Here is a 26815-nt window from a genome sequence, read left to right as displayed (position 1 = left end):
GGCTCAATATTTGAATGTTTCGAAGAGTGAAGCCCAAAATATGATAGAAAATCAAGGATTAGTTGGGGAACTTTCGCAAGTTGAAAAGGGACAAGTACTTACTCTTGATAACGTGTTTACTCAATCGATTAAAAATTCTACGAGTGATTATACTTTGGATGCGGCTATTTCTGGTACATCAAAAACCGGTAGTACACCAGAGGACAACTATAACTGTTGGGGGGCTGCAATTTCTGGAAGTCAGGGACAGGATATTAAGGTCGGAGTTGGAATTCCAACGGCAAATGAATTTGATAATGATTTGTCTGCAGGTTATAATCCCGTGGATAAATCATCGTCTACTTTTGGTAATACGGTGCTACGTTTTGCAGATGATAAAAATGTTGCACAGCATGGTGCGGTAGATTATGGTCGTAGCCGTGATGGTACCCAATATGTATATACCAAGAATGGCTGGCAACAAAAACCAGAGGTTATGAAATTATCAGATTTACAAAATAAAATTCCAAGTTATGGTACAGTTAAGGGTATTAATCCTGCTAATAGCGGCTACTATAAGCCTAAGCAATAAGGATTGTAGTTATCATCATCAGAACAATGAACAAATAGTGTTTTATAGTATTACTGACACTGTTACGTTTGAAAAAAATGAATATTTGATGAAGATGAACTCTGTTGGTTTTGATGTTTCAATGTCATCAGAAATCAAATTGAAAAAAATAAATAATATGGAAAGTCCCCGGGTTAGTCTTAGTATTGGAGGAGCAAAATTTATAGCTGTTGGTATGGATATGTTTAGCTCATCTCTTCCAAAAAACGCAGAATACTTTTTTCCTCTAAATAAAGAAAAGATAGTTTGGATTAAAGGGAATGTATTGCAGTTCAAAAAAGTAACTCATTGATCAACAAATAAAATTATAAGCCCCATCTGGCTTAAGCTTGTTCTAGCCCCTTTATGGCTTAAGCAATTTGTCTAGCGCAAGCATTATTGCAACGGTGCTTGTGCTAAAGAATAGAACTACGAGCCCAAAGATGTGAGAATTGCGGCCCTCTGGTTTAAGTGTTCGCTATTTCGGCGGCCACTTAGATCCAAAATTAAACTGAAGACTCCGTCTGGAAATATCTGCCTGAGGAATTTTACTATGTAGAGGATGTGCCCTGATTTGAAGGATATTCCAATGACTTACAGAGAACGAGTTAAGGATTGATGCCAATTCTTGAGGAGCAGGAAGATAATGCAGAAGCCCGCCGATGTAAAAGTTGCTCGCCACAGCCCAAGCGTCCGCTCTCGAAATTCCTATCAACGAATTTGCAATCCGATAAAGGAGATGAGGTGTTTCATCTACGATGTGACGAGCGCTGTTTCGTTTAAGTTTTCCGTAGGACGACTTCAATCCAAAATGAAAACCGAAGACGTTGTCTATTCATCGTAGTATTCGAGAAAATCGATGGCAAAGCTCAGCGACACTCCAACGCAGGAATTGGCAATCGGTATTTATAGTTAATTTACCTACTCTACTCTAGGAGTCATAAATTAAATGTGTCATTAGCGGCGTTATCATAAGCAAAAACTTTCCAAGAAATACCGATCTCTTGATATTTTTCTGTCAGCTTGAGAATATCAAAAAAACCGCTTCGTTTGTTGCCAATTTTTCCTAACTTAGTTATGTGTTCAAAGTTCGCTTTAGCACTGCACAAACAAACAAACATGAAAAAGCTCTTCAATAAAAAACTCAAAGCCTATACACTTACCGAAATTTTAGTGGTACTGGTAATCATAGGCATATTGGTATTGTTGGCATTACCTAATTTAATGCCGCTCATTACTAAAGCAAAAACGACAGAAGCCAAACTACAATTAGAACATTTGGCTAAATTGCAACAAAGTTATTTTTTTGAGCATTCTCGCTATGCCACTACTTTGGACGAAATTGGATTTATACAAGAAAAATTGAGTAGCGACGGAAAAGATGGTAAGGCCAATTATAAAATCGAAATTGTTTCTGCCAATAATAGTGCATTTACTGCGAAGGCAACTGCCGTGGCTGATTTTAACGGAAATGGGACTTTCAATGTATGGCAAATTGATCAGGATAAAAACCTAAAAGAAGTAATACCGGATTAATGTGGTGGTTAAAACTACCTATAATTTTGCTGCTGTTGATGATGGTTTGGCAAGATTGGAAATTTAGGGCGATTTCCGTTTCGCTATTTTTGATAGTTGGTGCTGGGCTAGTCTTACTTAAGTGTCAAATCCAAAATTTAGCTATCTTTTGGCAAGATCTTCAGCTTAACTTAGGTTTTTTACTTTTACAGTTCTTTTTGCTGTTTGGATACTTTGCTTTGAAAGAGCGAAGGTTTGTGAATTTATTTGCCGGTTACTTTGGAGAAGGCGATCTATTTTTTCTGATTTTGCTTGCCGGTTATCTGTCCTTCGCTAATTTCCTTGCTTTTTATCTCGGTAGCTTGATACTCGTAGTTTTGCTTGGATTTTACATGCGTAAGCAAAATCCAAAAATTCCGCTTGCCGGTATGCAGGCACTATTGTTAGCGTTGGCTATGGTTGTCGATCATTTGTTTATTTCTGTGGATCTAACTGAAAATTCTTGGCTGCTATCCTTTTATAAGCTATAGAAATTTTTTTATCTTGTCTTACTAAACCAAACCATGGCTATTCCTACAGAAACGCTTCATCTCATCCATCAAGACATAGCAGTACAATATCGTATCGTGCCTAAACAATTGGTCGGTAATGTATTGTCGGTATATGCCGATGAGGAACAGATAGGTAATGGCCTGTCGGACGAACTGCAAGTGGTATTAAATTATGATATTGCTTTAGAACCTTTGTCCAAAGTAGAGATTAACCGTTTGCTGGCCGTCTACTATTTGAAAAATGAAAATGAAAATCATTCGGAACAGCTGAGTGCAATTTCTGCAAATGATGACTTTTTGACGGTATTGATCAATGAAGCTAAGAAACTCAAAAGTAGTGATATCCACATTGAAACATTTGAACAAAAGGCAAGAGTAAGGGTAAGGATAGACGGAATGATGATTGAACGCTATCAAGTTGGAAAAGAAGATTACCCAGCGTTAGTGAACAAAATTAAGATTATGGCCAATCTGGATATTGCGGAGAAGCGACTGCCACAAGATGGTCGTATTCATTATAAACATAATAATGACGCCGCTTTTGATATAAGGGTTTCGGTATTGCCAACGCTGCATGGTGAAAAAGTAGTACTACGTTTATTGAGCAGCAGTAGTACAAATATCGATCTCAACACTTTAGGACTTTCGGCTGATGGTATGAACCATTACATGCAGGGTGTACAGCGGCCAAATGGTATTATTTTGATCAGTGGACCAACAGGATCGGGAAAGACCACCACCTTGTACGCTACTTTGAAGCTGTTAAATAAAAGTACCCGTAATATCCTTACCATTGAAGATCCTATCGAATACACTTTAGAAGGAATCAATCAGGTACAGTTGCGTGAAAACATAGGTCTGGGATTTGCCTCAGCACTACGTACCTTTTTAAGGCAAGATCCAGATGTGATTATGGTTGGTGAGATTCGTGATTCAGAAACTGCGAATATGGCAATTAGAGCAGCACTTACGGGACATTTGGTGCTATCTACTATCCACACTAACTCCGCTTGGGGTACCGTATCGAGACTTATTGACATGGGAATTCCTAGTTTTCTAGTTGCTAATACACTCAATACTACTGTGGCGCAAAGATTGGTTCGCTTGTTATGCCCGGCTTGTAAGCAACAGGTTGGTTTCCAAGGAGAAGGATATCCAAAGCAATTTACACCTCCAGTTAAATTACAGCATCAGTTTGTAGCTAAAGGCTGTAGTCAGTGCTATTTCACTGGTTATAAGGGCCGAAAAGCGGTATATGAAGTTATTCCTATAGATGCTGAATTGGCTTTTGAAATCAAACAGGAGAATATGTATATTGACGAACATTTGAAAAACCGAAATATAAAAACCTTGGGACAGAATGCTTTTGAACTTTTTGCCAACGGCGAAACCTCCCTAGAAGAAATATTTCCATTACTATTGCATATCTAAATTAAAATGAAGCTTTTCCGTCTGCTCCTATTCACCTTCTCTGCATTTTTGCTAAGCTTTAGTGCTGTAACTGATGTATTTGCCCAAGATCAGGGCCGTGCAGATAGATTGCAGCAAATAGAAAATCGATTAAAAACTTTAGCGGTTACCGTTCCAGGCTTGCAACAAAAAGTTCAACTTTCCATGTCTGGAGTAAGTGCTCAAGAGTTTTTAAAAGCACTAGCCCAAACTAACAACCTTAACGTTAATATTGACCCTCAGCTTAATTTTAAAGTCTATTACAATTTTACCAACGAAACTGCCATAAATATTCTTTTGTTTCTAGCCAAAGAATACGACTTGGACATCAATTTGATAGGTTCTATCATGACGATTTCCAAAGCTGTTGCGCCAAAACAGATCATACAGCCGAAAAGTCTAAGAGTAACTTACAATGCTAGTACAGATCAGCTAGGCTTTGAGCTCAATAACGATTCACTTTCGGCAGTTGCAAAAAAAATCAGTCAAGTTTCTCAAAAAAATGTAATTGTACCTACTGCATTATTAAGTAAAACGGTTTCAGCATTTATAGCAGCTGCACCCTTTGAAACCGCGTTAGATAAACTGGCTTATGCAAATGGCCTAAAACTTACAAAAACCAGTGATAATGTATTTATTTTTCAGGCGCTGGGCGAAGGCGAAGAGCTCTACATCAGTAGCGAAAATAATACTGCAGTAAAACGTAACCTGCGACCTAGTGGAGGCGGCACCGGCGGTACTTCCAATGGCTTTAACCTAACAAGTAAAAACGGACCTAACGGATTAAAACTCTTAAGTGTTGATGCGGCAAATACACCCATCATCGACCTGATAAGAAATGCAACCGCAGAAGCAGGTGTAAATTATTTTCTTTATTCGGATATAAAAGGAAGCGTAACAACTCGATTAAATAATATCACATACGATAACTTTCTGAGCTCCCTTTTGCAGGGTACAGAGTATACGTTCAAGCGGGAAGGTGGTGTATACTTGATTGGTGACAGAAGGTTGGAAGGTCTTCGCTCACATCGTATTGTACAGCTACAGCATCGGTCCTTAGATACTATTCAAATGATGATCCCCAGCGAGTGGAAGAAAGGAGTGGAGATTAAGGAATTTAGGGAACAAAATACCATTTTGCTGTCGGGCTCGGCTCCGCAGATCAACGAAATTGAGAATTATATCAAACAGATTGATCGCGTGGTGCCAATGGTACTGATAGAAGTAACCCTCGTAGATGTTAGGAAGGGAAAAACCGTAAAGACTGGAATTTCGGCTGGCGTATCGGACAGCGTAAAAACTGGTGGAACCATTCTTCCAGGAATTGATTATACCTTCGGTGCCAATTCCATCAACGATTTTCTTTCCCGTTTAGGCAATAACAATTCAATTAACTTGGGTAGGGTAACTCCAAATTTTTATGTGAAGTTGAGTGCGTTGGAAAACAATTCTAATGTAGAAATCCGTTCAGTGCCCAAATTGTCAACGTTGAATGGCCACACGGCTAATTTGAGCATTGGTAGCTCACGTTATTACAGTCAGCGTACACAAAACGTAATTCCATCATTGAATGCGCAAACTGTAGTGACCGAACAGTTTACTGAAGTTAATGCGAATTTGGAAATAGATATTCGCCCAGTGGTTTCTGGCGATGATCAGGTAACATTGAATATCAAAGTTAATATCTCAGATTTTATAGGCAATCCACCATTAAATGCGCCGCCGCCCAAATCTACCAGCAAATTTACCTCCTTAATACGTGCTAAAAACGAAGATATGATTGTACTGGGCGGCTTAGAGCGAACTGAGAAATCGGAAACAGGTTCTGGAGTGCCTTTATTATCACGCATACCAATTATCAAATGGCTTTTTAGCAGTAGAGAAAAGAGCAATAATAAAGTAGTCACTTTGGTTTTTATTAAACCTACTATACTTTACTGATGTTTGATTTGAGATTGTCGACGGTGCTTGGGGTGGAGCTGCACTACGCAGGCGATGGAGAGTATAGTTTGCGATACCTAAAACTGAAACGCATCAGTAACGAACTGGAAGTTGTTGGAAAAAAAATTGCTAGAGGCCCGCTTGTTACAGTACTGGGTCACCTTCCCAAAAGCTTGCCTGTAGCACTCGTTTTATCCGGAAAAGGAGTAATTCACAAAACACTTCCGTTAACTCAAGAACGTACAGCAGCTGCGTTGCATTTTCGGGAAGCCTTTCCAGCAATAGATCCAAAAGATTTCTACGTGCAGCAATTTGAGCAATATCAAGCTGTTTGTTTAAGCATTTCAAGAAAGAATACTGTAGATGAATTGTTAGCTAAACTGATTAAAGTCGGCTTGTCCATATATAGTATAAGTTTTGGCGCTATACCCACCGTGTTGATTTGGCCGCTTCTTAATAGCTACGGCGATGAGCTATTGTTTGATGGTCACAAATTTTTGCTTGAGCAAAAGCAATTTAGATCTTACCAAATTGAAAAAGATGCAAAATCTCCATATCCTATTAAAGTAGCTAGTGAGGTAGTTGAGGAAGAGTTTTTAGTATGTTACGCCTCCGCTTTTCAATTGTTATTGCATGAAAGGCTTGAAATGATTGTGGCGCAGGTTCCATATGTAGAAGAAACCTTCGTAGAGTTTATTGACCAATCGGCATGGAAGAAACGGAGCTTTTACTTTTTGGCCATTTTATTTGCCGCACTAATGATCAGTTTCTTAACATTTAATCATTTCAATACAGCAAATGAGCGTTTGTTTAAAGAAGTTGGTGCTCAAACCTCAAGTAAGGAACAGAAAGAATTGCTACAGCAAGACATTATTAAGCAGGAACAGTTGCTAAAGCTTTTGAACTGGAACGGTGGATATAATTATGGTTATTTGGTTAATGAGCTAGGAAGTAGCATGCCAAGAGCGCTTGCGTTAACAGGAATGGTAATCGGTTATGGGCAGGTTGATGAAGCAAAACCACAAGAAATACCCTATGTTAAGGTGAGTGGGACCACGGATAACCTTACTGCTGTAAACAATTGGGTGTTCTTGCTGAAGGATAAAAAATGGGTGAAAGGGGCTAAATTACTTAGTTTTCAGGAACATGAAGCTGATCGGTATAAGTTTGAAATTTTAATAAGCTATTAATGATACGGTTTAAATTGAATGCTAAAAATAGGAAATGGTTATTGCCTGCTGTGGCATTAATTATTCTTTACATTTCGTATCAGTTTTCGTTCTCCCTAGCTTTTTCTGCTTGGTGGTTAAATCGCACACTCAGCCATGAAACTGAGCGTCATCAAGACGACGCAGTCTATCCCCATTTAAACCAAAAACACTTATTTTATCAAAAGACACTGGCGGATTATAAAGTGAGGACCGGCACAATGGATACAGAAACCTGGCAGGTGCTTTCGGGAATGGCTGTAGCAAACAACTTGCGAATTACTTATGTCCCAAATAAGCTAACTGCCGATACCAGTTCAAGTCAGAAAGTTTTAAGCCAGCAATATCAGTTTAAAGGAAGCTACTTTAGCGTGGTGAAGCTTTTGGATACACTTACAAAAACTCAACGTGTTGGTAAAATTTCTGGCGTTTCCATCGGCTTGCCTAAACAAACTTCTGAAGATAAAAATGATCGTCTTTTAGAGATGACCTTGACTTTAAAAGCGATAGAAAAATAGATATCCTTGAGGGGTAGTATACTGTTTGTCCCACGCTATCTTTTTTACGTTTCACGAAGAATTTTGATTTTTTAGGCAAGAATTCCTATTAAAACACTCATTTTTAAAAATCGCTTTACCTCTAAAATTGCCAAGTTCACCCCTTGAAATGGGGGTGTTCGCACCACAGAAACCGGCGTTGGCAGAAAAAATAAATTTAGCTATTCATAATAATTAGATTTGAAATAAACCATTTAATTCATGATTAAGATATTGTTAGCTGCCCTTGCAACTTTTGTATTTGGATTCGCCTCTGCACAAAATTATAATGTAGAGGCTAACAAAGTGATACCTCCATCACCGACTGCGGCAGGTTTGGGTAAATTTGGGGAGTTCGGCACTTCAGGATTGGCAACCGGGACGATAAATGTTAATGTGCCGATCTATACTGTAAATCATCATGACATTAATCTTCCAATAAGTCTATCTTATAATGGGGGAGGAGTTAAGCCTTCCGATATTCCAGGTTGGGTGGGCTTGGCATGGAACCTTAATGCTGGAGGCGTAATTACCAGAATTGTCAATAGTATACCTGATGATTGCGTTGCACCTAAGTTAGGTTATTATTATGGTAGAAGTTCTTTGTCTTCAATAACTAGTTTTCCTACTACTAATATGATTGCTGAAAGCATTGATGGTTACAGGGATTTTAAGCCGGATAAATTCATATTCAATTTCAACGGAGAATCCGGTAAGTTTTTTTTTGATTTAGAAGGAAATCCTGTAATGGAAGGACAAAAGAAATATAAAATCGATTTCGATATTTCCTACCAATCAAATCATGGCGTTACGCAATTTTTCGACGTTTTTTATATAACAACGGACGATGGAACTAAGTATGAATTTTCTGCTAAAGAATGGACTTACTATGGAGTAAATGGTGATTTGAATGCCCAAAACTATTATGTAAGCTCTTGGTATCTTACTAAAATTACATCGCCGCTTGATAATCAAATCACTTTTACCTACGACATGCCGGGAAATAAGCTCAGATATAGAGAGTCAAGTTTTGAAAAAGTAGTTAGAGGCGGAATTTCAGTGGGAAGCATGGCCTTTCAATTGGAGCAAACAGAAGAAGTTTTGAGCACAACGAAATATGAGACCATCTACCTAAAAGGAATTGAATTTGGGAAAGGAAAGGTAGAGTTTAAAACTTCATTACGTAATGATTTGCGGTATCAGCCTATATATGGTACTGATGTAGCTACCGAAAATAAGTTAGACAGCATCGTTATCAGTTACGATAATAAAGTTTTTAAAAAGTTTGCTCTAGGATACATCGAACCCGCTCTTGGAAGGTTGAAATTAGCATCTGTTGTTGAGTTTGATTCGCAAAATGAACCTTTAGCTCCGCATACTTTTGAATACAATCCGATTGAGCTGCCAGCTTTTGGACTATCCTCGCAAAATAGTTTCAATTCAAATAGCATTGATCATTGGGGATTTTATAACGGAAAATTTAATGGTGTTTCTAGACTGCCAATAACAAAGCTCAATTCAGAAGTCTTTGTAGGAACGGCTATACGCTCTGTAAATCCTATTACTGCACAGGCGGAAATATTAACTAGGGTGACCTATCCTACTGGTGGATACAGCAAGTTTACCTACGAATCTAATGACTATAGTAGTATAAGTGGCTCGCCAGTAAGCGGTACTGACTATGATTGGAGTGAGGTGTTACAGTTTATTTATAACGGCAACACATTTACCGCAGAAGGAGGCGAAGACCCTCATCTTATTCAATTTGTCTTTCCAGAGGAGTCCGTAATTCAAGTATGGGGAGATGCAGAGTCCACCGGACCTAATAACATCTGGAAAAATTCAATAACCAATTCGCCAACATTACGAAAATTGCCTGCGGGAGTTTATACGCTGGCGCAAATTTTCGGAACGGATCAATTACTTGAATGGCAAAATAGTGATATCAACCTCGCTCATGGTTTTTTAAAATATCGATATTCAAAGCCTGTAGCAAAAAAACTGGGAGGTGGACTCAGGATTTCTAAAATTGAAAATTTTGATGGGCTGGATAAGCTCACTGAGAAAAGATTCGAATATAAGGATTTGCAAAACTCATCAAAATCCACCGGAGTTTTATCTAAAGAGCCAGTGTATTTGAGATGGCTATCTGATTTTTGGAATGATGCTATAGCTTTTTGGTTCCAGTCAGAGAACTTGGAGGCGACGCCAGATGGCCCGCCAATATTATATGCGAACGTGAGGGAAATTTTTTCTGATGATAGCTATGTGGATCACTATTATACTACCTATAATGATTATCCTGATGCCGAGGCTTTAACTACGCTACCAACCACAAATGGGATTAATGACTATAACAGCTATGCTTTTCTAAGAGGGATTGAATATGAGACAAGAACCTTTGCAAAAGATAATAATCTAGTAAAAAAAATAGAGACGCAATTCCAAGAGTATAGCGGTCTAAATAAAAATACGGTTAGTTTTGACGTTAGAATAGCAGCAAGTTTTAATGTTGGTACCCAAACACCCTTCCAACAGCTGTTGATTGTGGGTAAGAATATATTGCCTTCCAGGTTTTATGTCAAATCGAAAGAAAAAATAACCGAATATCATCAGGGAGTGGCTGCTGTCGTTTCAGAGAAAGATTTTTCCTATAGCACAAATCATTTACAACTTTCAACTATTTTAGAACATAAATCCGACGGAAACTTAACAAAAACTTACTTTAAATATCCCGGTGATTACATCATCACTTCCCCTAATTCATCTTTTGCTGGCCTACTTTATTTACAAAATCGAAACGTAGTAAATAAAGTTGTTGAGCAATACAACGAAATATTGACACCAGCAAATGTATCTAAGGGATTTGCTAATGGAATTTATAACCAGTTCAATTCAAGCGGTCTAATTTCTTCTGTGTTTTCTTTTAAAAACGAATTTCCTTTGATGGGATTTGTGCCTTCTTACTTAAGTGGAAATAATTTAATTCACGATGTCGGAGCATATGTTGAGCGCCTGAAGATTGAAAAGTATGGAAGCAAGGGAAATATTATTGAACAAAGGAAGGTAGGGGGTGTAGTTAGTTCCTATAAATGGGGATATGATGAAAGGTATCCTATTATGGAAGCGGTAAATGCGAATGAAGACGAAGTTTATATTCAAGATTTCGAGGAGTATACGGGTGCAACATCCGGCGTGGCACAATCTGGGGAAAAATTTTTCAGCGGAAACTTTGTTGTTAACTGGACCGCTCCGAATAGTAAATCTTACAAAATTGATTATTGGTTTTTGGATAATGGCTTATGGAAAATAAAAAGTGAAGCTTTTAACTCGCCAAGTCATACATTGTCTGGTGGAGTAGCCTATGATAATATCAAGGTATATCCATCCGATGCTAATGTCTCAATATATACTTATAAGCCATTGATTGGGTTAGAAAGTGCTTCAGATGCTTCTGGAAAAACCTGGTCTAATAATTATGATACGTTTGGTCGACTTGCTGCACTTAAGGATAATTCTGGACATATCATAAAGAGTTATGATTATAGGTTTCGCAATACCTTGCCGACCCCTATTTATTATAATTCCGAAAAGAAAATAAAGATATTTAGAAATAATTGCGTACCGGATGCACTTGCTGGTTATGTTTGGTATATCGTTCCTGCAAAAAAATACTCTGCCGCAAGTCAAATTGCTGCAGATGCGCTGGCCAATGCTGACCTTACTGCTAATGCTCAAGGCTATGCAAATCAGGCGGCTGGTTGTGTAGTGCTTTTTCCAATTACAATAGGTACAGAAGCAATTGATGGTACTGGTTACATTAGTAATGTGAAGGTATATAAGCAAGGGTCGTTAATGTTGAGTTATGATCCCTCTGTAGAAGAGAAATCGGTAGTTCCTGGAACATATACTTTTGAGGTTAAGGTTGTTGGAAGTCTTTACTCAGAATCATATGGTACTGGATACGGTGCGGTAAGAATGTCTGGAGATGGAGTTGACAGTCAGTGTCAAGCTAATGCTAATAATGGTATTGAGACTGCATACACTTTTACGGTAACACTCGAAGCGGGAACTTATATAAACTTTAACATTATTGCTGGTAATTGTCAATAATGGTACACTTCTTTCGACGCAGAAATATTAACAGGTTTTTTAAAGTTAATTTATGAACAAGATCTTATCTATACTAATGCTTTCCGTTCTTTCGAGCATGCATGTATACGCCCAAACGCCTTCATCGACGCAGAACTACGTGATGGAGACGTTGGTAAAGGTACCTGGGAAGACTACTGTCGCTTCCCTGAGCGGCCTTACTGTGGGCCAGGCCAACCGGACGATCCAATATTTTGACGGCCTTGGCCGGCCGCTGCAGACGGTGACCTGGCAGGGCAGCCCCACCGGAAAAGATCTGGTACAGGTTTTCGAATACGATGCCCTTGGGCGTGAGGCGAAGAAGTACCTTCCCTATGCCGAGCAGACGGCTGGCGACGGGGGCTATAAGCCCACCGGCATCACCACGCAGGGGCAGTACTACCAACCCTCCGGCGGGTGGGACGCGAACGTGGTGAAGACCCCCAGCCCCTACAGCATCACGGTTTTCGAGCCGAGCCCACTGAACCGAGTGGTGAAGCAGGGCTTCCCGGGCACGGCATGGCAGCCCTCGGCCGGGGCTGCCGACGACCATACGGTCCGTACGGCCTACGGCACCAATTCGGCAAACGAGGTGAAGCTGTGGAGCATCAACGGCGCCGGCAACGGCGCCACTTCCAGCTATTACCAGCCCGGCAGGCTCTATAAAACGACCATCGGGGACGAGAACTGGAAGGCCGCCGATGGGAATGCCGGCACTACCGAAGAGTACAGGGATTTTGATGGCAGGGTGGTGCTGAGGCGGACCTGGGAGACCAGCACAAAAAGCCTGAGTACGTACTATGTGTACGACGACCTGGGCAACCTCCGCTATGTGCTTCCCCCTGCGGTGAACGGGAACGGGCAGGACATCGGCAGCTTCGACGAGACGCAGGCGGTGTTCGACCAGTCCATCTACGGCTACCGCTATGATGGCAGGCGCAGACTGGTGGAGAAGAAGATACCGGGCAGGGGCTGGGAGTACATGGTCTACAACAGGCTTGACCAGCTGGTGCTCAGCCAGGACGCCAACCAAAGGGCGGGCAACCAGTGGTCGTTCACCAAGTACGACGCCCTTGGGCGTACGGTAACGACCGGCATGTTCGCCACGGCCGTTCCCAGACAGCGGACGTATATGCAGGCCGAAGTGGATGCCGAGAGCGACGGTACCGCTCCCGACCATCCCCTGTGGGAGGGCAGGCCCGCCAATGGGGACTATACCGATGTTTCCTACCCGAGGCATTCCGAATATGCCTACACCAGGCTTACGGTGAGCTACTACGACCGGTACGACTTCCCCGGCTCGGCAACGCCACAGTACCAGTATGTGGGAAAGAGCGATATGACAAGGGGACTTGCCACCGGCAGCCTGACCAATGTGCTTGGCACCGGTGACAGCCTGCTGGGCATCATCTACTATGACAACTATGGGAGGGTGAAGAAAACCTTCGTGCAGCACTACAAGGGCGGTGCGGTCAGCGCCAACAGCTACGACGAGGTGGACAACGTGTGGGATTTCGACGGCACGCTGGCCTCTACCGAACGGATCCACCACGTGGACGGATCGGCCGCCACCACCATCTCCACCGTACAGAACTACGACCACATGGGGCGTCCGAGGATCACCGCCCACAGCATCAACGGTGCGGCACCTACGGTGGTCAGCGAGAGCTTGTACAACGAGATCGGGCAGCTGAGGCAGAAGAAACTACATAACGGCATACAGTCTACGGCCTACAGCTACAACGAGCGGGGCTGGCTGCGGAACAGCACCAGTAGCGAATTCTCCATGGAACTGAAGTACGATAACGGCACGCTTCCGCAGTACAACAGCAACATCTCGGGGCAGGCGTACACCAACGGTACGTCCAACAGCTTCGCCTATGGCTACGACAGGCTGAACAGGCTGCTGAACGCTACGGCCACTGGCATGGCCGAGCAGCTGGTCTACGATGTGATGGGCAACATCGCCAGCCTCAACCGCGACAATACCGGGGCAAGGGCATACAGTTATGTGGGCAACAGGCTGCAGTCGGTAGCGGGGCTTACGGGCAGCTACGGCTACGATGCCAACGGCAACGCCACCACCGATGGCCGCACGGGCACAACGCTGTCCTACAACCACCTTGACCTTCCGCAGGCGGCAAGCAGGTCGGGACTCAGCATGTCCTACACCTACGATGCCACGGGGCGGAAGCTCCGGAAGGTGTCCAGTACCAATGCTACTGAAACGACGGACTATGTGGACGGGATCCAGTATGTCAATGGCGTGGTCGACTTCATCCAGATGCCCGAGGGCGTTGCGCTGAACAGCGGCGGCAGCTACAGCTACAGATATAATCTATCGGACCACCTTGGAAATGTGCGGACAACTTTCGATATTTACAACGGTGCTGTGCGGATATTGCAGCGTGACGACTACTACGCCTTTGGGCTGAGGAAGTCCGGGCTGAATGGAGATGGTGCGGTATCCCTGAACAACAAGTACCTTTATAACGGCAAGGAGCTGCAGGACGAACTGGAACAGTACGATTACGGGGCTAGGTTCTATGATCCTATTATCGGAAGGTGGAATGTTCTTGATATGCTTGCTGAACTAGCTCCAAATCTAACTCCATTCCGGTATTGTTTCAATAATCCGATTAACTATACTGATCCATTTGGATTATGGGAGAAAACGGCAAACGGCTACATTACGAATAAGAAAGAGGATATAGAGCGATTTTTAAATATGATGCAATTTGAGAATTCTGCATTAAAAAACAACCCTAGTATGTCCCAGATGTCAAGCTTTATAGATGGGGAGATGAAAGGGGGATTAGGAATTTTAAGTAATGGTGGAAAATTGTTAGATGGATTTAGTATAACACAGCAAAGAGATTTCTATGGTGGCAAGCATTGGGTAACAGATCAAAAATCCTATAATAATTTCTGGCACAGCGTACAAGGAGATTTGACGCCAGACGCATTAGATATCAGGACATTGGGTAAAAACATACTCGGAACAACTTATGCAGGTGGAGATAATCCTAAAAAATATAATGGAAAAGATGATTATTCTTATCTCCCTCCGAATCCTGTAGAACTTTCAGCATTTAAACACGATTTAGCTTATGATAGGATGCAAATTAAAGGTTCTGGTGGCTTGTTTAATGACAAACGGGCTATACCCGCAGATTGGACTTTTGTTGGAGAAAACCTGTTACATTCCATAAATCCAAATCTAGATGCGTTAAATAGGTTTCGTGCTGTAGTAGTTGGGGTTGGATTAGGGCTGGGGGCCTTACCAAAAACTATAGAATATTATATGCCAGTGATGGTTTCAGCGCCAAAAAAATAATGAAGAAATTTGTTTTTATAATCTTTATCTGCTTTGCTAGCTCTTGTTCACTGCCAAGTGCAGGTACATTGGGCGGATGGGGTATATTTGTTTTTCCAGTAGGAGAGGAAAATATGGAGAACTATTTAAGGTTGTTCTATCAGAAGCATCCGCAGTTTCAGGTTCCCAACGAGAAGAAATATATTGAAGATTATTGGAAAAAAGGAGGGTATGGCTTTCTTAAAGGAATGTTCTTCTACTTTGATGCCAGACCTGCAAGGGTGCATTATGTAACCTATATAGATGCTGGGTTTGGTGTTGAAAATCCCGGGTATGCAAGGATATCTTTAAGGGCGGTGTACAAGGAAGAAGAAGACAAGTGGTATATCAAAGATGAACTCAGTAAGGAAGAACAGGATAATATCAAAACCGTGTTTGAAAACGAGATTATTCTTAGGTTGGAACAGATCTCGAAAACAAAGTCTTACATTCAAGAATAACCCGCTGTTCGAGATGTTAAGCGCAGCGCATCTCGAACTTCCTATCAACGGATTTGCAATCCGATATAGGGTATGAAGTTTATCACCTATGATATGATGGGCAATATTGTAAGTCTCCATCTTTGGTTCAATCCCTCCGTAGGGCAACTTATCCAAAACGAAAAGCAAATACTTTGCTCAGAATATTTGCAGAGATGAAAGACTTAAATCGAGAACTATAATCGGAAACTCTGTCTAGAAATATACCTCGCAAAGTGCTATTGCACGGAAGGGGATTGAAATTTGGCTATAGGTTTTTCGATAATATATTTGGTATGTAGATCTTAATTTTCACAGAGATTTAAGCGCATAGTGCGCTTTTAACAACCCGGCATACTCCTTAGTAAAGCTTTTTTAATCGAAGCAAAAGTTAGCTTGGAGAAAATCGAAAATATCTCATTATGGAATGCGGTGATATACAGCAGTAGTTTGTCCCATATTTTTCACAAAATATTTTATCTTTTTGGATTAAATCTTAACTTAGGAAAAAGTTAAAAATCTTTATTATGCGCCATCTCATTTCCATAATTGGCAGATGTGTCTGCTTTTTTACCTCGTTAAATTTAAGTGTCGGAAACAAACATCATGCTACCAATTTTCAATCTACACTATGATAAATTGTTATGTAATTACAAAGGAGGATAAACTTAATTCGGTTTTCTCGCATCTACTTCAACATCCATTAACCAAACTGGTAGGTTGGTATGATGGAATTCCCACCAGATATTCCGATTTATTGGATCTCTCAGTTCACATCGTTTTTATAGACTGCGACATGATAGGGAAGTTTAAGAAGCTCATTGAGCGATCAAGGTCAAAAGTGTCGTTTGTTTATCTCTCTAATAATACTGAGTTTGCTTTTCAAGCATTTGAAGATGAGGTTTTGGATTATGTAACCTATCCAGTAGAATTCAAAAGGTTTGAACGGGTAGTAAACAAGTTTGTACGATTTTGCTTGATGCTGCCATCTGCCGATAAATCAAAGACAGTCTCGAGTTCGTTCGATTCTTTTTTTGTAAAACCAGATCCAAAAGCAAAAGTGGAGGTGTTAGTGAATGCATGTAGTGTACTTTTTGTGGAAGCTTTTCATAATGACATAGTGATTCAAATGGAAGATGGTAAAAGATATCTATGTGCTTATACAATTAAAGAAATGGAGGAAAGTCTGTCTAATTGTTTTATAAGAGTACACCGTTCGTTTTTAGTGAATTACAAGAAGATATCAGCATTTGATGGTACCAATATCATTATCGATGCAAATCAGCAATATATCGTCCCATTGGGAGGGGTATACAAAAAAAGCTTCCTAGATAGAAGAAGAGATATGCTTATTAAGAAGACAAGTAAGACTTTTGAGAGTTATTCCATATCAAAAGCCATCAATTACTTTTTGATTTTGATGGCAATCCATGCTGATTTCACAACCGATATCATTAATATATGATGATGAGAAAAACATTTTTTTTTGCAGTTTGCGGTTTTTTAACAGTATTAATCTCGTGTAAAGAGTTCATTGAGCCATCGCTAGAAAATAAGACGCTTAATGCTATAGCACCCGCTGACGGAGTGGAAACCAATTCTTATCAATTAACCTTTTGGTGGGAGCTGGATTCAGATGCCCTGCGCTATCGGTTACAAGTGGCTTATCCATCTTTTGCTTCGGCTCAAAAAATGATTTTAGATACCTTGGTCAAGTCCGACAAGTTTGTTTATACGCTTGATCCTGGAAATTACCAGTGGCGTATTCGTGCCGAGAACGGCAGTAGCAGAACAGCATATGTTACTAAAAGCTTTACTGTACACCCCTCATCACTTAGCGATCAAACGTTGCAAGTAACTTCACCAGTAGGACAAATTTTTACCAATAATTCCGTTATTCCAGTTCAATGGCTGAAGCTTTACGGCGCAACAGGCTACAGGTTGCAAATCGATAAAAACAATTTTTTGAATGAAAATAATTTAACTTTGAATGCAGTCACCGACAATCTTAGCTATCAATATATGCTGCCTCAGGAAGGAAGTTACCAGCTTCGTGTGAGGGCGGAGAATACTAATGAAAGCTCCAAATGGTCTACCGTTAGAAATATTGTTTATGATGCAACGCCTCCAGTTCAAGTGATTTTGAACACGCCAGCTAACGGGCAAACAGTTAGCAAACCTATTAGTTTGAGTTGGAGTGCAGTTAATGATGCAGTGCAGTACGAGTTGGGACTTTATAAAAGTGATATGGTTACTCCATATAACAGTTCTTTTCCACAGGTAGTAAGCAACAATAGCTCTTTATTGACGGTCGGCGAAAGTGGGGAAGCTTTATCTTGGCGGGTTAGAGCGGTTGACAGGGCAGGCAACAAAGGTTCGTGGAGTAATTTCTTTACATTTAACATACAATAAATTGAAAGGAAAGGCATTTACCTATGTATTAATTGTTTGTGTGGCCGCAGTATGGGGGCTTATTATTTATCGTGTCTACGCAGCCGCTAGTGAGGATGATGAGCCATCATTAATTACATCGAGTTCTAAGCCGCAGTATTTTAAGATAATAGACCACCAAGACGATCAAGTAAGCCTTGATCTTAATTATCGTGATCCGTTTAAGGTAGTTGCAGGCTATGAAAGTGACTATGAAAAAAAAGATGCTCAACCTGTCAGTGCTGTAAATAGAGCAAAATTAATACCTATAAAATCGCCTGTGGTTTGGCCAACGATATCATATGGTGGCTATATCAATAATCCAGATACTAAACAAAAAACAGCGCTCCTTACAGTGAATGGAAACTCTGTACTTTTAAAGGAAGGACAGAGTGCTTATGGACTGAAACTATTGAAGAATTCTGTTGATTCATTGAAAATACAGTTTCAGGGCGAAACAAAAATTATAAAGATTAAATAGATGAAAAACAATATTTTTTATTTGACTTTGATCATCTTGACTACCGGTTTCAATGCTAGTTCGCAGTCGTACTTAAAGATGGCTAACTCCGAAGCCTATCAGCATCATCTTTCTTTTCCTGATTATCAGGTTTCTTTTTTCACTTTATCCCCTGAAGTAAAGTTGGATAAGGCTAAAGTAGGGCGCCCATACTATTGGTTAGCCGGCAGCCAAATTAATATCACTAATGGCGGATATAGTGGGAAAGTATTAAACGGTATGTACACTAGCTTTTATTTAAATAAACAGTTGAAGGAACAAGGGAACTTTAATAACGGACTAAAGCATGGAGAATGGAAACAATGGAGAGACGATGGTAGTTTAATTTCTAGAATTAACTTTAACGCCGGATTGGAACACGGTGATTTTTACAGATACGATGAGCACGGTACGCTAATTGAGAAAGGAAAATATTCACATGGTAAGCTTAGCGGTAAATTACGAAAAGTGATTAACGGAGATAGTGTTGTTGTATTAACGTATCGTAAAGGTGTGGAGTTTAAGAGAAACGGAGTTTCATGGTGGAAGTTCTGGAAAAAGCATAAATAGTATCGGATGCTAAGAGCTGGGGCACTTTATTTTGCTATAGTTATCGCTTTTTTTATTGCGGTTGTTTCTGCTTCACTGATTATGCTGGCAGCTCATTATCGCAATAGTTATCTAAAAGTGGTACGCTATCAGCGCTTAATTGATAATTTAGAGTCTGGTATGGTTTACGTCTTAAAGGAAAATCAAAAGAATGGCATTGAAAAATTAGATTTATATGGTTTTGGTACGGACAGTATCTCAATCAATAGGGATTTTTGGGGGATTTATGAGTTGGTCGAGATGCGGGCTTTCATAGAACGTGACACCATTGAAAGCAAGTTTCTTTTGGGAAAACTTCCTGATTCTATTACGTTGTATTTAAGTGACGAAGACAGGCCACTGTCAATAAGCGGTGGCACTAGGATAACTGGCAATATAATGATGCCTAAATCCGGGCTCCGTCAGGCTTATGCCGAAGGAAAGCCTTATACTGGAGATCGGCTAGTTTATGAAGGAAAAATTAAAGATAGTAAACGTGAGCTATCAGGTTTGGATGAAGAGGTGCTTTCGAGCTTACGATATAACCTAGAACATATCGAAGCTAGGAAAGTTGATTTAGTGCAAAATATGCAGCTCCCATTTGGAGGAGCACCACGTCAACTTTATTTAGGAAAAGATGCTAGGCTAGATAACGTATCGTTAAGTGGAAAAATCGTTTTGACTAGTGATTCATTGATTACCATAGGTGCCAATGCGAAGCTAAGCAATGTACAAGTTTATGCGCCTAAGATTAAAGTGGAGAAAGGTTTTAAAGGGCGATGCCAACTATTTGCAAGCGATAGTTTATTGGTGTCAGAAAAAGTGGCATTTGACTATCCTTCAGTAATAGGATTGATCAGAACATCCAATTCAGTTAATCAACCTCAATTGTTGCTTGGGAAAGGATCTAGTTTCGCTGGAGCCATATTTAGCTTTGAAAAAGAGCGCACTTCTATGCAAACTATGGTAAGTTTAGAGCAAGATGTGAAAGTTAAAGGGGAAGTTTTCTGTGCAGGTCTATTGAAACTTGAAAAAGGAATAGTCGTTAATGGAAAAGTGTCCTGTAATCGTTTTATTATGCAAACTGCCCAAACATTATACGAGAATTTCTTAATTGATGTAGCCTTTAATGGCAAGGCTAGAAGTAAGTATTATTTGACTTCACCATTATTTGGGAAAGAAAAAGAAAACAAGGTGCTGCAATGGTTGGATTGATCAAAAGAAAATTAGAAGCTTCTACCTTAATAGAAGTGTTGATTGCCATGGTTATTATTGTAATAGTGTTTACTATAGCTATGCATGTTTTTGCTAATGTAATGAACACCGGTGTGTCTTCTGCTAAGATCAAGGCGGAAAATCAGATACGTTTAATTGCAGCTGACGTGAAAAATAAAGGGCAGATTGATGAGGAAGTTTTAATTTTAGATAGCATCGGTTATGAGCTAAGGGTGATGCCGGCAGTGGCGGCTGGTCTGTCACAGCTGGAAATATCCGCTATACAGGAAGGACGTAAAATCACCATGTATCGTTGTTGGTTTGTAGATAAATTAAATGAAGAAAATTAGGGCATATACCATACTGGAGGTAACTGTTGCCATGTTACTTTCGGCAATATGTATTAGTATCTGCTACACAGCATACGGTATTATAGCAACATATTATACGAAATTTCAAGAAAAAAATGAAAGTGCAGATGCTGTGTTATCTATGAAGCAGGTACTGTGCAAGGATATAGCGAAGGCGACCGTTTTGCTCCAACTGAGAGATGGTATATTATGCCAATCGGATAGTACGAGGGTCTCTTATTTATTTGAAGATGATTATATTTTACGACAAGTAGATCCTGGGAGAATCGACACTTTGAAAGTGGCGGTTAGCGATCTCTATATGGTATTTGAAGGAGTTGAAGCATCGGAGGCCGACACGGTAGATTTGGTTAAGTTTAAAGTAGAACTTTCCAATCAAGCCAAAATTCCAATGGTTTTTTCGAAACATTATAGCTCACAAAATCTATTTCATTGATATGCCTACCGTAGATATCTCTAACTTTCGGTCGCCTAACAAAAAGTCCAAACAGCATAACGCTACAAGTGGGAGTAATTTACGTGAATTACTAAGCAGGGATATATCGTTTGGTGATGGGCAGTTGCCGGATAAGAAAAAGGAAGCATTCTACAATGAACTTGGCACATTGTTAAAATCGGGCATTGCACTTAAAGCAGCGTTGGAACTGTCTTCAAGTTCTTACACTAGTGATAAAGATAGATTGCTTTTTAATGCGATACAGGCTGAAGTGCTTGCAGGAAATTCGCTTTCACAAGCGCTAAGAGAGAGAGGCAAATTTAGTAGTTACGAATATTATAGTGTGCGCATAGGCGAGGAAACGGGAAGATTGGCGGAAGTATTATTAGAACTAGCAAAGTATTACAAAAACAAAATAACTCAGCGGAGAAAGATTATAGGAGCCATTACCTATCCTCTACTGGTATTAACCACTTCGTTTGCAGCAATCTTTTTCATGATTAAGTTTGTAGTGCCTATGTTTGCCGATGTTTTTAAGCGCTTTGGTGGTAAACTGCCTTATATTACATCGCTGATCGTAAGCTTTTCAGATTGGTTTGACAAAAATATCTATCTTTTGCTTTCTCTGCCGATTTTGCTGATCACATTATACCTATGGGCCAGAAAAGCAGATTGGTTCAAAAGATGGTCTACTGTTTTCATACTTAAAATCCCAGTTGTAGGAGAAATCGTTAAGAAAATTTATTTGGCTCGTTTTGCCAATACGATGCGCCTGCTAACAGGAACTAACACTCCTTTGCTTAATGCTATTGAAATGGTAAGGCAGATGATTTCTTTTTATCCAATTGAACAGTCACTGATTTTGGCGGAGAAAGATATCCTACTAGGAAGTGCACTTTCTGCCACGCTAGCTAAGAGTGAATTTTATCCGCCTAAGTTCATTCAAATGATTAAGATTGCTGAAGAGGTCAATAAATTGGAATATTTTTTTGAACAGTTAGCCAGTCAATACACTGAAGAGGTGGAGTACAAGACTAATGCCATCAGCGGCCTGTTGGAACCTTTGATCATTATTTTTCTTGGCTTAGCAGTTGGTGTTATATTAATTGCTATGTACTTACCAATGTTCCAAATGAGTAACAGTTTTTAGAGTTTTTTTCTCTGGAGTTGAGTTTTAAGAAGAATTTGGTTTTTTCTATCCTAAATTACATTGATTTTAGTGTTTTTCTGAAAACACTTTACCCTCCGAAATTACAAGTTTGCACCGCAATTTAAGTCGCTCACAGCTCGAAAACGAGCGTTGGCAAAAAAAATTGTAATGTAGAAAAAATCACTTTAGCTTCAGTTAATGAGAGTGTTATCGATAGGTATAACAATGCTCATAAATTATATCTTAATATTTATAGGAGTAAACTATGCTTAGATTTTTTTCATTTTTTGTCATTTCTATAAAGGGGATGGCTAGAGATATCTCTTTCAAAAGGTCAATATTGATGGTATGGTGCATATTATCTTATTCCATTGCATATGCACAATTGAATGTTCAAAAAATAACAGAGAAAGATCAAGTCAGTATTCAAACACCAAATATGAGCAGTCTCGGTCTATTTGGTGAAGTTCCAGTATCTTATTTTACAGGTATTCCAAATATTGAAGTGCCTTTATATACCTTTTTGGAAGGTAAAATCGCTGTACCTATAAAATTAAGCTATCACGCAAGTGGGTTTCGGCCCGACGTCCACCCCGGGTGGGTTGGCGCAAATTGGTCAATTTCAATGGGAGGAGCAATTACTAGAACTGTTAAGGGCCTTCCTGATGACCTTAATACGTTAGAAAGGGCGCAGCAAACCAGTATTTACCTCACAGACGACGTTGATGAACGAGTTTCTAATGCAAGTAACTTTGGATTTTATTTTAATGTTCCATATTTAAATCCATCGTTATGGAATAATGAAGAGTATGTTAAGGAAATCGCAGGCTTAAATTCAGATATAGAACCTGATGAATTCTCATTCGTTTTTCCAAATGGTTCCGGCAAATTTTATTTAGATATGGATGGGACGTGGAAAGTGAAAAGTGATCGTGCGATAAAGGTTATTTTTAGTGGTAGCTTTTTGCCAGTACCCTTTCAGCCAGTCCCAGGTAGTATATTGCAAAATTTGGGTTATTCAAAAACCTTTGCTGGTTTTACCATTGTTGACACAGATGGAACAAAATATGTATACGGAGGAAGTAGCAATTTTATTGAATATAGTATTGATTTCGTTAATCAGGATAAAGATTTTTGGCAGGCGGATGCATGGTACTTAAAGGAAATCGTAGAGCCATCAGGTAAGAAAGTATCATTTGAATATGAGAGAGGGGCATTCATCAACCAGCTATCGCAAAGTTTTAGTCAGAATTTTGGAACTGGAGGGAGTGGCAGTGGTTTTTGGGTTCCCCCTTGCGGGTTATCTAGTGGCTCTTTCAGAGAAGATTATATAGGTAGGCTAAATTCACCGATCTATCTTAAAAGAATTGTAGGCTTAACAGGTACAATTAACTTTAATAGATCCCCGAGTGGTGAGCTCGATTTTGGGAAAGACTATTATTTGAGCGCTAGTGGTGCAACCATTGCAAGAAGCATTTATGAAATCATTGCTCAGCATTTCAGGTATGATCGAAATATAGGAGGTGCTGGGGGCATTGATAAGCCAAGTTACTTTTACAAAAGAATATTTCCAATTTTATACTATGACGAACAGACATCTTCCGTCCCTGTGAATATCCCTACGTCGGTATCTCAAACGGATGTACACAGCGATGCGTGGGTAAGATGGCTAGCACGAAGATTAGAATGGTATAAGCTAGATAATATCGAAATCAAAAACAATAGCGGCGCAATTGTGAAATCATTTCAGTTTGCGTATGAAGCAGGGGTGAATAAGAGGTTAACTTTGAAATCCGTAAAGGAAGGAAGTAGTTTGGGAGAGTACAATACGCCTTATGTTTTTGAATACAATGCTATGGATGAGGTACCCTATTTTTCTGGCAAAGTAGATCACTGGGGTTTTTACAATGGCATGCTCGCTAATATTACAGATAGGGAGAACAATCCTTCAATCTATTATAACTCTAGAGCTTCCAATTTCAACTATGCACAACAAGGCATGCTGAATAAGATCACATATCCTTTAGGAGGCTTTACAAAATTTGAATATGAAGCTAATAGTGCTAGTCAACAATTGTCAAAAGGAAGGGACGCATTAGAAAGCTATTCGGGTAATGTTGGGGGCATCAGAATTAGGAAAATTACCACTTATGATGCAGCTAATCCAACTAATAACATGGTGAAGGAGTATTTTTATGTCAATGCCTATAAAAATTCAAAAGCTTTCAACTCCCTAACTTCAAGCGGTGTACTTGGCGGTCAATTTCAGTATTTATTTAAAAATTTCAAGGTTAGGTCTGCCACTTCTACAGCTTATTACGAGAAAAACCTGTTCAATTCGTTGTCTCATCTCCCCGGATCAACTAATAGTTTGGGCTCTCATATAGGGTATAGTGAAGTGGTAGAAAAGCTTAATAATAGTAGTTATACCATACACTATTTTACCAATTTTGATAATGGGCATATGGATGAACATTATACTTCTATTAATATGATGGTAAGTCCATATAATGTTTACACTTCATTAGACGAAGAGCGAGGGAAAGCGTATAAAGTGGAACATTATACAGCGACAGATTTGCTAGTAGAGAAAACAGAAACAGAATATCAGGCAATTAATAAATCTATTCAGTTTACAAGGGCCATCAAATCAAAGTCATTTAGGATATGCCCTGGTTCTAATGATATTTATATCGAAGGTGATGCTTATAAAAATTATACTTATGCCTATTTGCCGGTTAAGGTAACGAATACGAAGTATGACATTTTTGGTCTCAACCCGGTAGCTTCGGTTAGAGAGATCACTTACGATAATTTTAAGCAATTAAAAACAGAGAAATTGCAGCGAAGTGATCAACAAACAAGTGGTTTGACTAATTTTTATCCATATGATTTTGCTACTGCTAATACATATGATGAGATGGTACAACATAATATAATTTCTCCCATTATTAAACAGGAAATTTACTTGGAAAATGTGTTGAAAGAAACCTTAAGTACTGAGTATGCCAAAAACCTTAGCAGTAACACGGCACTCATCCTTCCTAAGTTTGTAAAAACCCAAGTGGAAGGTAATGCGTCAGAGGTGAGGCTTGAATATTTTAAATATGATGATAGAGGAAATGTGTTAAGCTTTTCTAAGAATGGCGGTGTAAAGACTAATTATATTTGGAGCTACGGTAAAAATTATCCAGTAGCTGTAATAGAAGGAGTTGATTACGCCACAATAGAAAATATATTTGCTATTCCGTTGGATGAATATAGCAATTACATCCTACATCCAGATATTCCCGGTATTGAGGATTATCACACTTTTCTTGATGTTCTTAGAAACGATTTGATGAGTTATAACTGTATGGTTACTACTTATAGTTATGAGCCTTTAGTAGGAATAATTAGTAAAAAAGATGCAAAAGGAATGTTGTCGACTTATGAGTATGATAACTTCCAGAGATTAAATCATATAAAAGATCAACAGAGCAATATTATTAAGAGCTATAATTATTACACCCGCCCAAAAATTTATCATAGTATTTCAATATCCCAGAAGTTTTATAAAAATAATTGTGGGTCAGGATTTTATGGTTCCGAAGAAGTATACACAGTTCCATTGGGTAAATATACTTCAATCATATCACAGTCAGATGCAGATCTTCAGGCTTACGCCGATATAAGCCAAAATGGACAGGCTTATGCGAATCAAGAGGGCGAGTGCACGTTAGAAGGTACTTATGTATCTCTATGTAGTAGTGGTTTAAGACAAGTGACAAATGGTAATTATAGAGAAGTGTATCTAACTTATTTTGTTAAGGTCACTAAAGATCCATTAGGCCACTTTGTAAAACAATCTCCAGTAAACGTTCAGTATCGTTACCACAATGGATCTGTCATTACATTGAGTGTACTAGGTGGACAGGAATTAGGGGAATATCTGATAGAGAGAGAATATATAGGACCAATCCCGTCCTCACCGCCCAATGAACCGCCATACGCCGGTGAGCTAATTAATTATATGCTTGAACTATTATATAGCCCGAACTATAGTATTACACAACTTGCCAGTTGCGACGCCGAAGCAATTGATGAAGGGGAAGTAGGAGATAATTCACTTCAAAATGGCCAAAGTAATAATATGGTGCATTTCGAAAACTTGACTTCTTTATGTGGATATACTGCAGATATGGACAAGGATATAGTACCTCTATATTATTATAATGATCCGCAGGCCTTGGTGAAGTGTTTTTCTGATAGCACGATGCAATATCCAATAGCAGATGGTTATTATACTTTTTTTAAAACGGTTAACAATGGCCCTAATAAATGGTATAGGATTCAACAGGGAGTAATCATAGAAGAAGGCGTTTGTCAATAA

20 protein-coding genes are annotated in these 26815 nt (G+C 39.6%); all 20 read left to right on the top strand.

All coding sequences use genetic code 11. The annotated features are described in order from the left end of the window. Window positions 1-40: 40 nt before the first annotated feature. The 20 genes from ACY2A0_RS06915 to ACY2A0_RS06820 all read left to right on the top strand — a co-directional run bounded on the left by ACY2A0_RS06915 (window position 41) and on the right by ACY2A0_RS06820 (window position 26815). Complete coding sequence (locus ACY2A0_RS06915) at window positions 41-571, top strand: hypothetical protein (RefSeq protein WP_461788833.1); 531 nt, start codon at window positions 41-43, stop codon at window positions 569-571. A gap of 88 nt (window positions 572-659) precedes the next feature. Next, window positions 660-902 (top strand): hypothetical protein, encoded by a 243-nt coding sequence (locus ACY2A0_RS06910; protein ID WP_461791303.1) that lies wholly within the window; start codon window positions 660-662, stop codon window positions 900-902. Window positions 903-1708: 806 nt separating this feature from the next. After that, window positions 1709-2125: a type IV pilin protein gene (locus tag ACY2A0_RS06905; RefSeq protein WP_461788831.1), complete on the top strand. Its 417-nt coding sequence runs from the start codon at window positions 1709-1711 to the stop codon at window positions 2123-2125. Continuing rightward, window positions 2125-2634 (top strand): hypothetical protein, encoded by a 510-nt coding sequence (locus tag ACY2A0_RS06900; RefSeq protein WP_461788830.1) that lies wholly within the window; start codon window positions 2125-2127, stop codon window positions 2632-2634. Before ACY2A0_RS06905 ends, ACY2A0_RS06900 begins: the two co-directional genes overlap by 1 nt. Before the next feature lie 33 nt (window positions 2635-2667). Beyond that, entirely contained in the window at window positions 2668-4086 is a 1419-nt protein-coding gene (locus ACY2A0_RS06895) for a GspE/PulE family protein (protein WP_461788829.1), read from the top strand. A 6-nt stretch (window positions 4087-4092) separates the two neighbouring features. Then, window positions 4093-6045 (top strand): secretin and TonB N-terminal domain-containing protein, encoded by a 1953-nt coding sequence (locus ACY2A0_RS06890; protein WP_461788828.1) that lies wholly within the window; start codon window positions 4093-4095, stop codon window positions 6043-6045. Further along, entirely contained in the window at window positions 6045-7235 is a 1191-nt protein-coding gene (locus ACY2A0_RS06885; RefSeq protein ID WP_461788827.1) for a hypothetical protein, read from the top strand. The genes ACY2A0_RS06890 and ACY2A0_RS06885 overlap by 1 nt, the downstream gene beginning before the upstream one ends. Next, complete coding sequence (locus ACY2A0_RS06880) at window positions 7235-7771, top strand: hypothetical protein (protein ID WP_461788826.1); 537 nt, start codon at window positions 7235-7237, stop codon at window positions 7769-7771. Before ACY2A0_RS06885 ends, ACY2A0_RS06880 begins: the two co-directional genes overlap by 1 nt. A gap of 240 nt (window positions 7772-8011) precedes the next feature. Beyond that, window positions 8012-11902, top strand: coding sequence for a DUF5977 domain-containing protein (locus ACY2A0_RS06875; protein WP_461788825.1), 3891 nt, complete (start codon window positions 8012-8014; stop codon window positions 11900-11902). Between the two features lie 52 nt (window positions 11903-11954). Continuing rightward, complete coding sequence (locus ACY2A0_RS06870) at window positions 11955-15257, top strand: DUF6443 domain-containing protein (protein WP_461788824.1); 3303 nt, start codon at window positions 11955-11957, stop codon at window positions 15255-15257. Next, window positions 15257-15736: a hypothetical protein gene (locus ACY2A0_RS06865; RefSeq protein WP_461788823.1), complete on the top strand. Its 480-nt coding sequence runs from the start codon at window positions 15257-15259 to the stop codon at window positions 15734-15736. Before ACY2A0_RS06870 ends, ACY2A0_RS06865 begins: the two co-directional genes overlap by 1 nt. A 649-nt stretch (window positions 15737-16385) precedes the next feature. After that, on the top strand, window positions 16386-17219 hold the full coding sequence (locus ACY2A0_RS06860; protein WP_461788822.1) for a LytR/AlgR family response regulator transcription factor: 834 nt from the start codon (window positions 16386-16388) through the stop codon (window positions 17217-17219). After that, a complete protein-coding gene (locus tag ACY2A0_RS06855) occupies window positions 17216-18166 on the top strand; it encodes a hypothetical protein (RefSeq protein ID WP_461788821.1) in 951 nt (316 codons plus the stop codon). The genes ACY2A0_RS06860 and ACY2A0_RS06855 overlap by 4 nt, the downstream gene beginning before the upstream one ends. 1 nt (window position 18167) lies before the next feature. Then, complete coding sequence (locus ACY2A0_RS06850; protein WP_461788820.1) at window positions 18168-18665, top strand: hypothetical protein; 498 nt, start codon at window positions 18168-18170, stop codon at window positions 18663-18665. Continuing rightward, entirely contained in the window at window positions 18666-19253 is a 588-nt protein-coding gene (locus ACY2A0_RS06845) for a toxin-antitoxin system YwqK family antitoxin (RefSeq protein ID WP_461788819.1), read from the top strand. A 6-nt stretch (window positions 19254-19259) separates the two neighbouring features. After that, entirely contained in the window at window positions 19260-20486 is a 1227-nt protein-coding gene (locus ACY2A0_RS06840; protein WP_461788818.1) for a hypothetical protein, read from the top strand. After that, the gene (locus ACY2A0_RS06835) at window positions 20474-20836 is read left to right on the top strand and encodes a type II secretion system protein (RefSeq protein WP_461788817.1); all 363 of its coding nucleotides are present in this window, start codon (window positions 20474-20476) and stop codon (window positions 20834-20836) included. Before ACY2A0_RS06840 ends, ACY2A0_RS06835 begins: the two co-directional genes overlap by 13 nt. After that, window positions 20823-21293 (top strand): hypothetical protein, encoded by a 471-nt coding sequence (locus ACY2A0_RS06830; RefSeq protein ID WP_461788816.1) that lies wholly within the window; start codon window positions 20823-20825, stop codon window positions 21291-21293. The genes ACY2A0_RS06835 and ACY2A0_RS06830 overlap by 14 nt, the downstream gene beginning before the upstream one ends. Before the next feature lies 1 nt (window position 21294). After that, window positions 21295-22443 carry a type II secretion system F family protein gene (locus ACY2A0_RS06825; RefSeq protein ID WP_461788815.1) on the top strand — a complete coding sequence of 383 codons (1149 nt, stop codon included), beginning with the start codon at window positions 21295-21297 and terminating at the stop codon, window positions 22441-22443. A 265-nt stretch (window positions 22444-22708) separates the two neighbouring features. Beyond that, window positions 22709-26815 carry a DUF5977 domain-containing protein gene (locus ACY2A0_RS06820; protein ID WP_461788814.1) on the top strand — a complete coding sequence of 1369 codons (4107 nt, stop codon included), beginning with the start codon at window positions 22709-22711 and terminating at the stop codon, window positions 26813-26815.

Source organism: Pedobacter sp. (assembly GCF_965249885.1).
In the GTDB taxonomy this organism is placed as follows: Bacteria; Bacteroidota; Bacteroidia; order Sphingobacteriales; family Sphingobacteriaceae; genus Pedobacter.
This window is presented reverse-complemented; position numbering and strand designations above follow the sequence as displayed.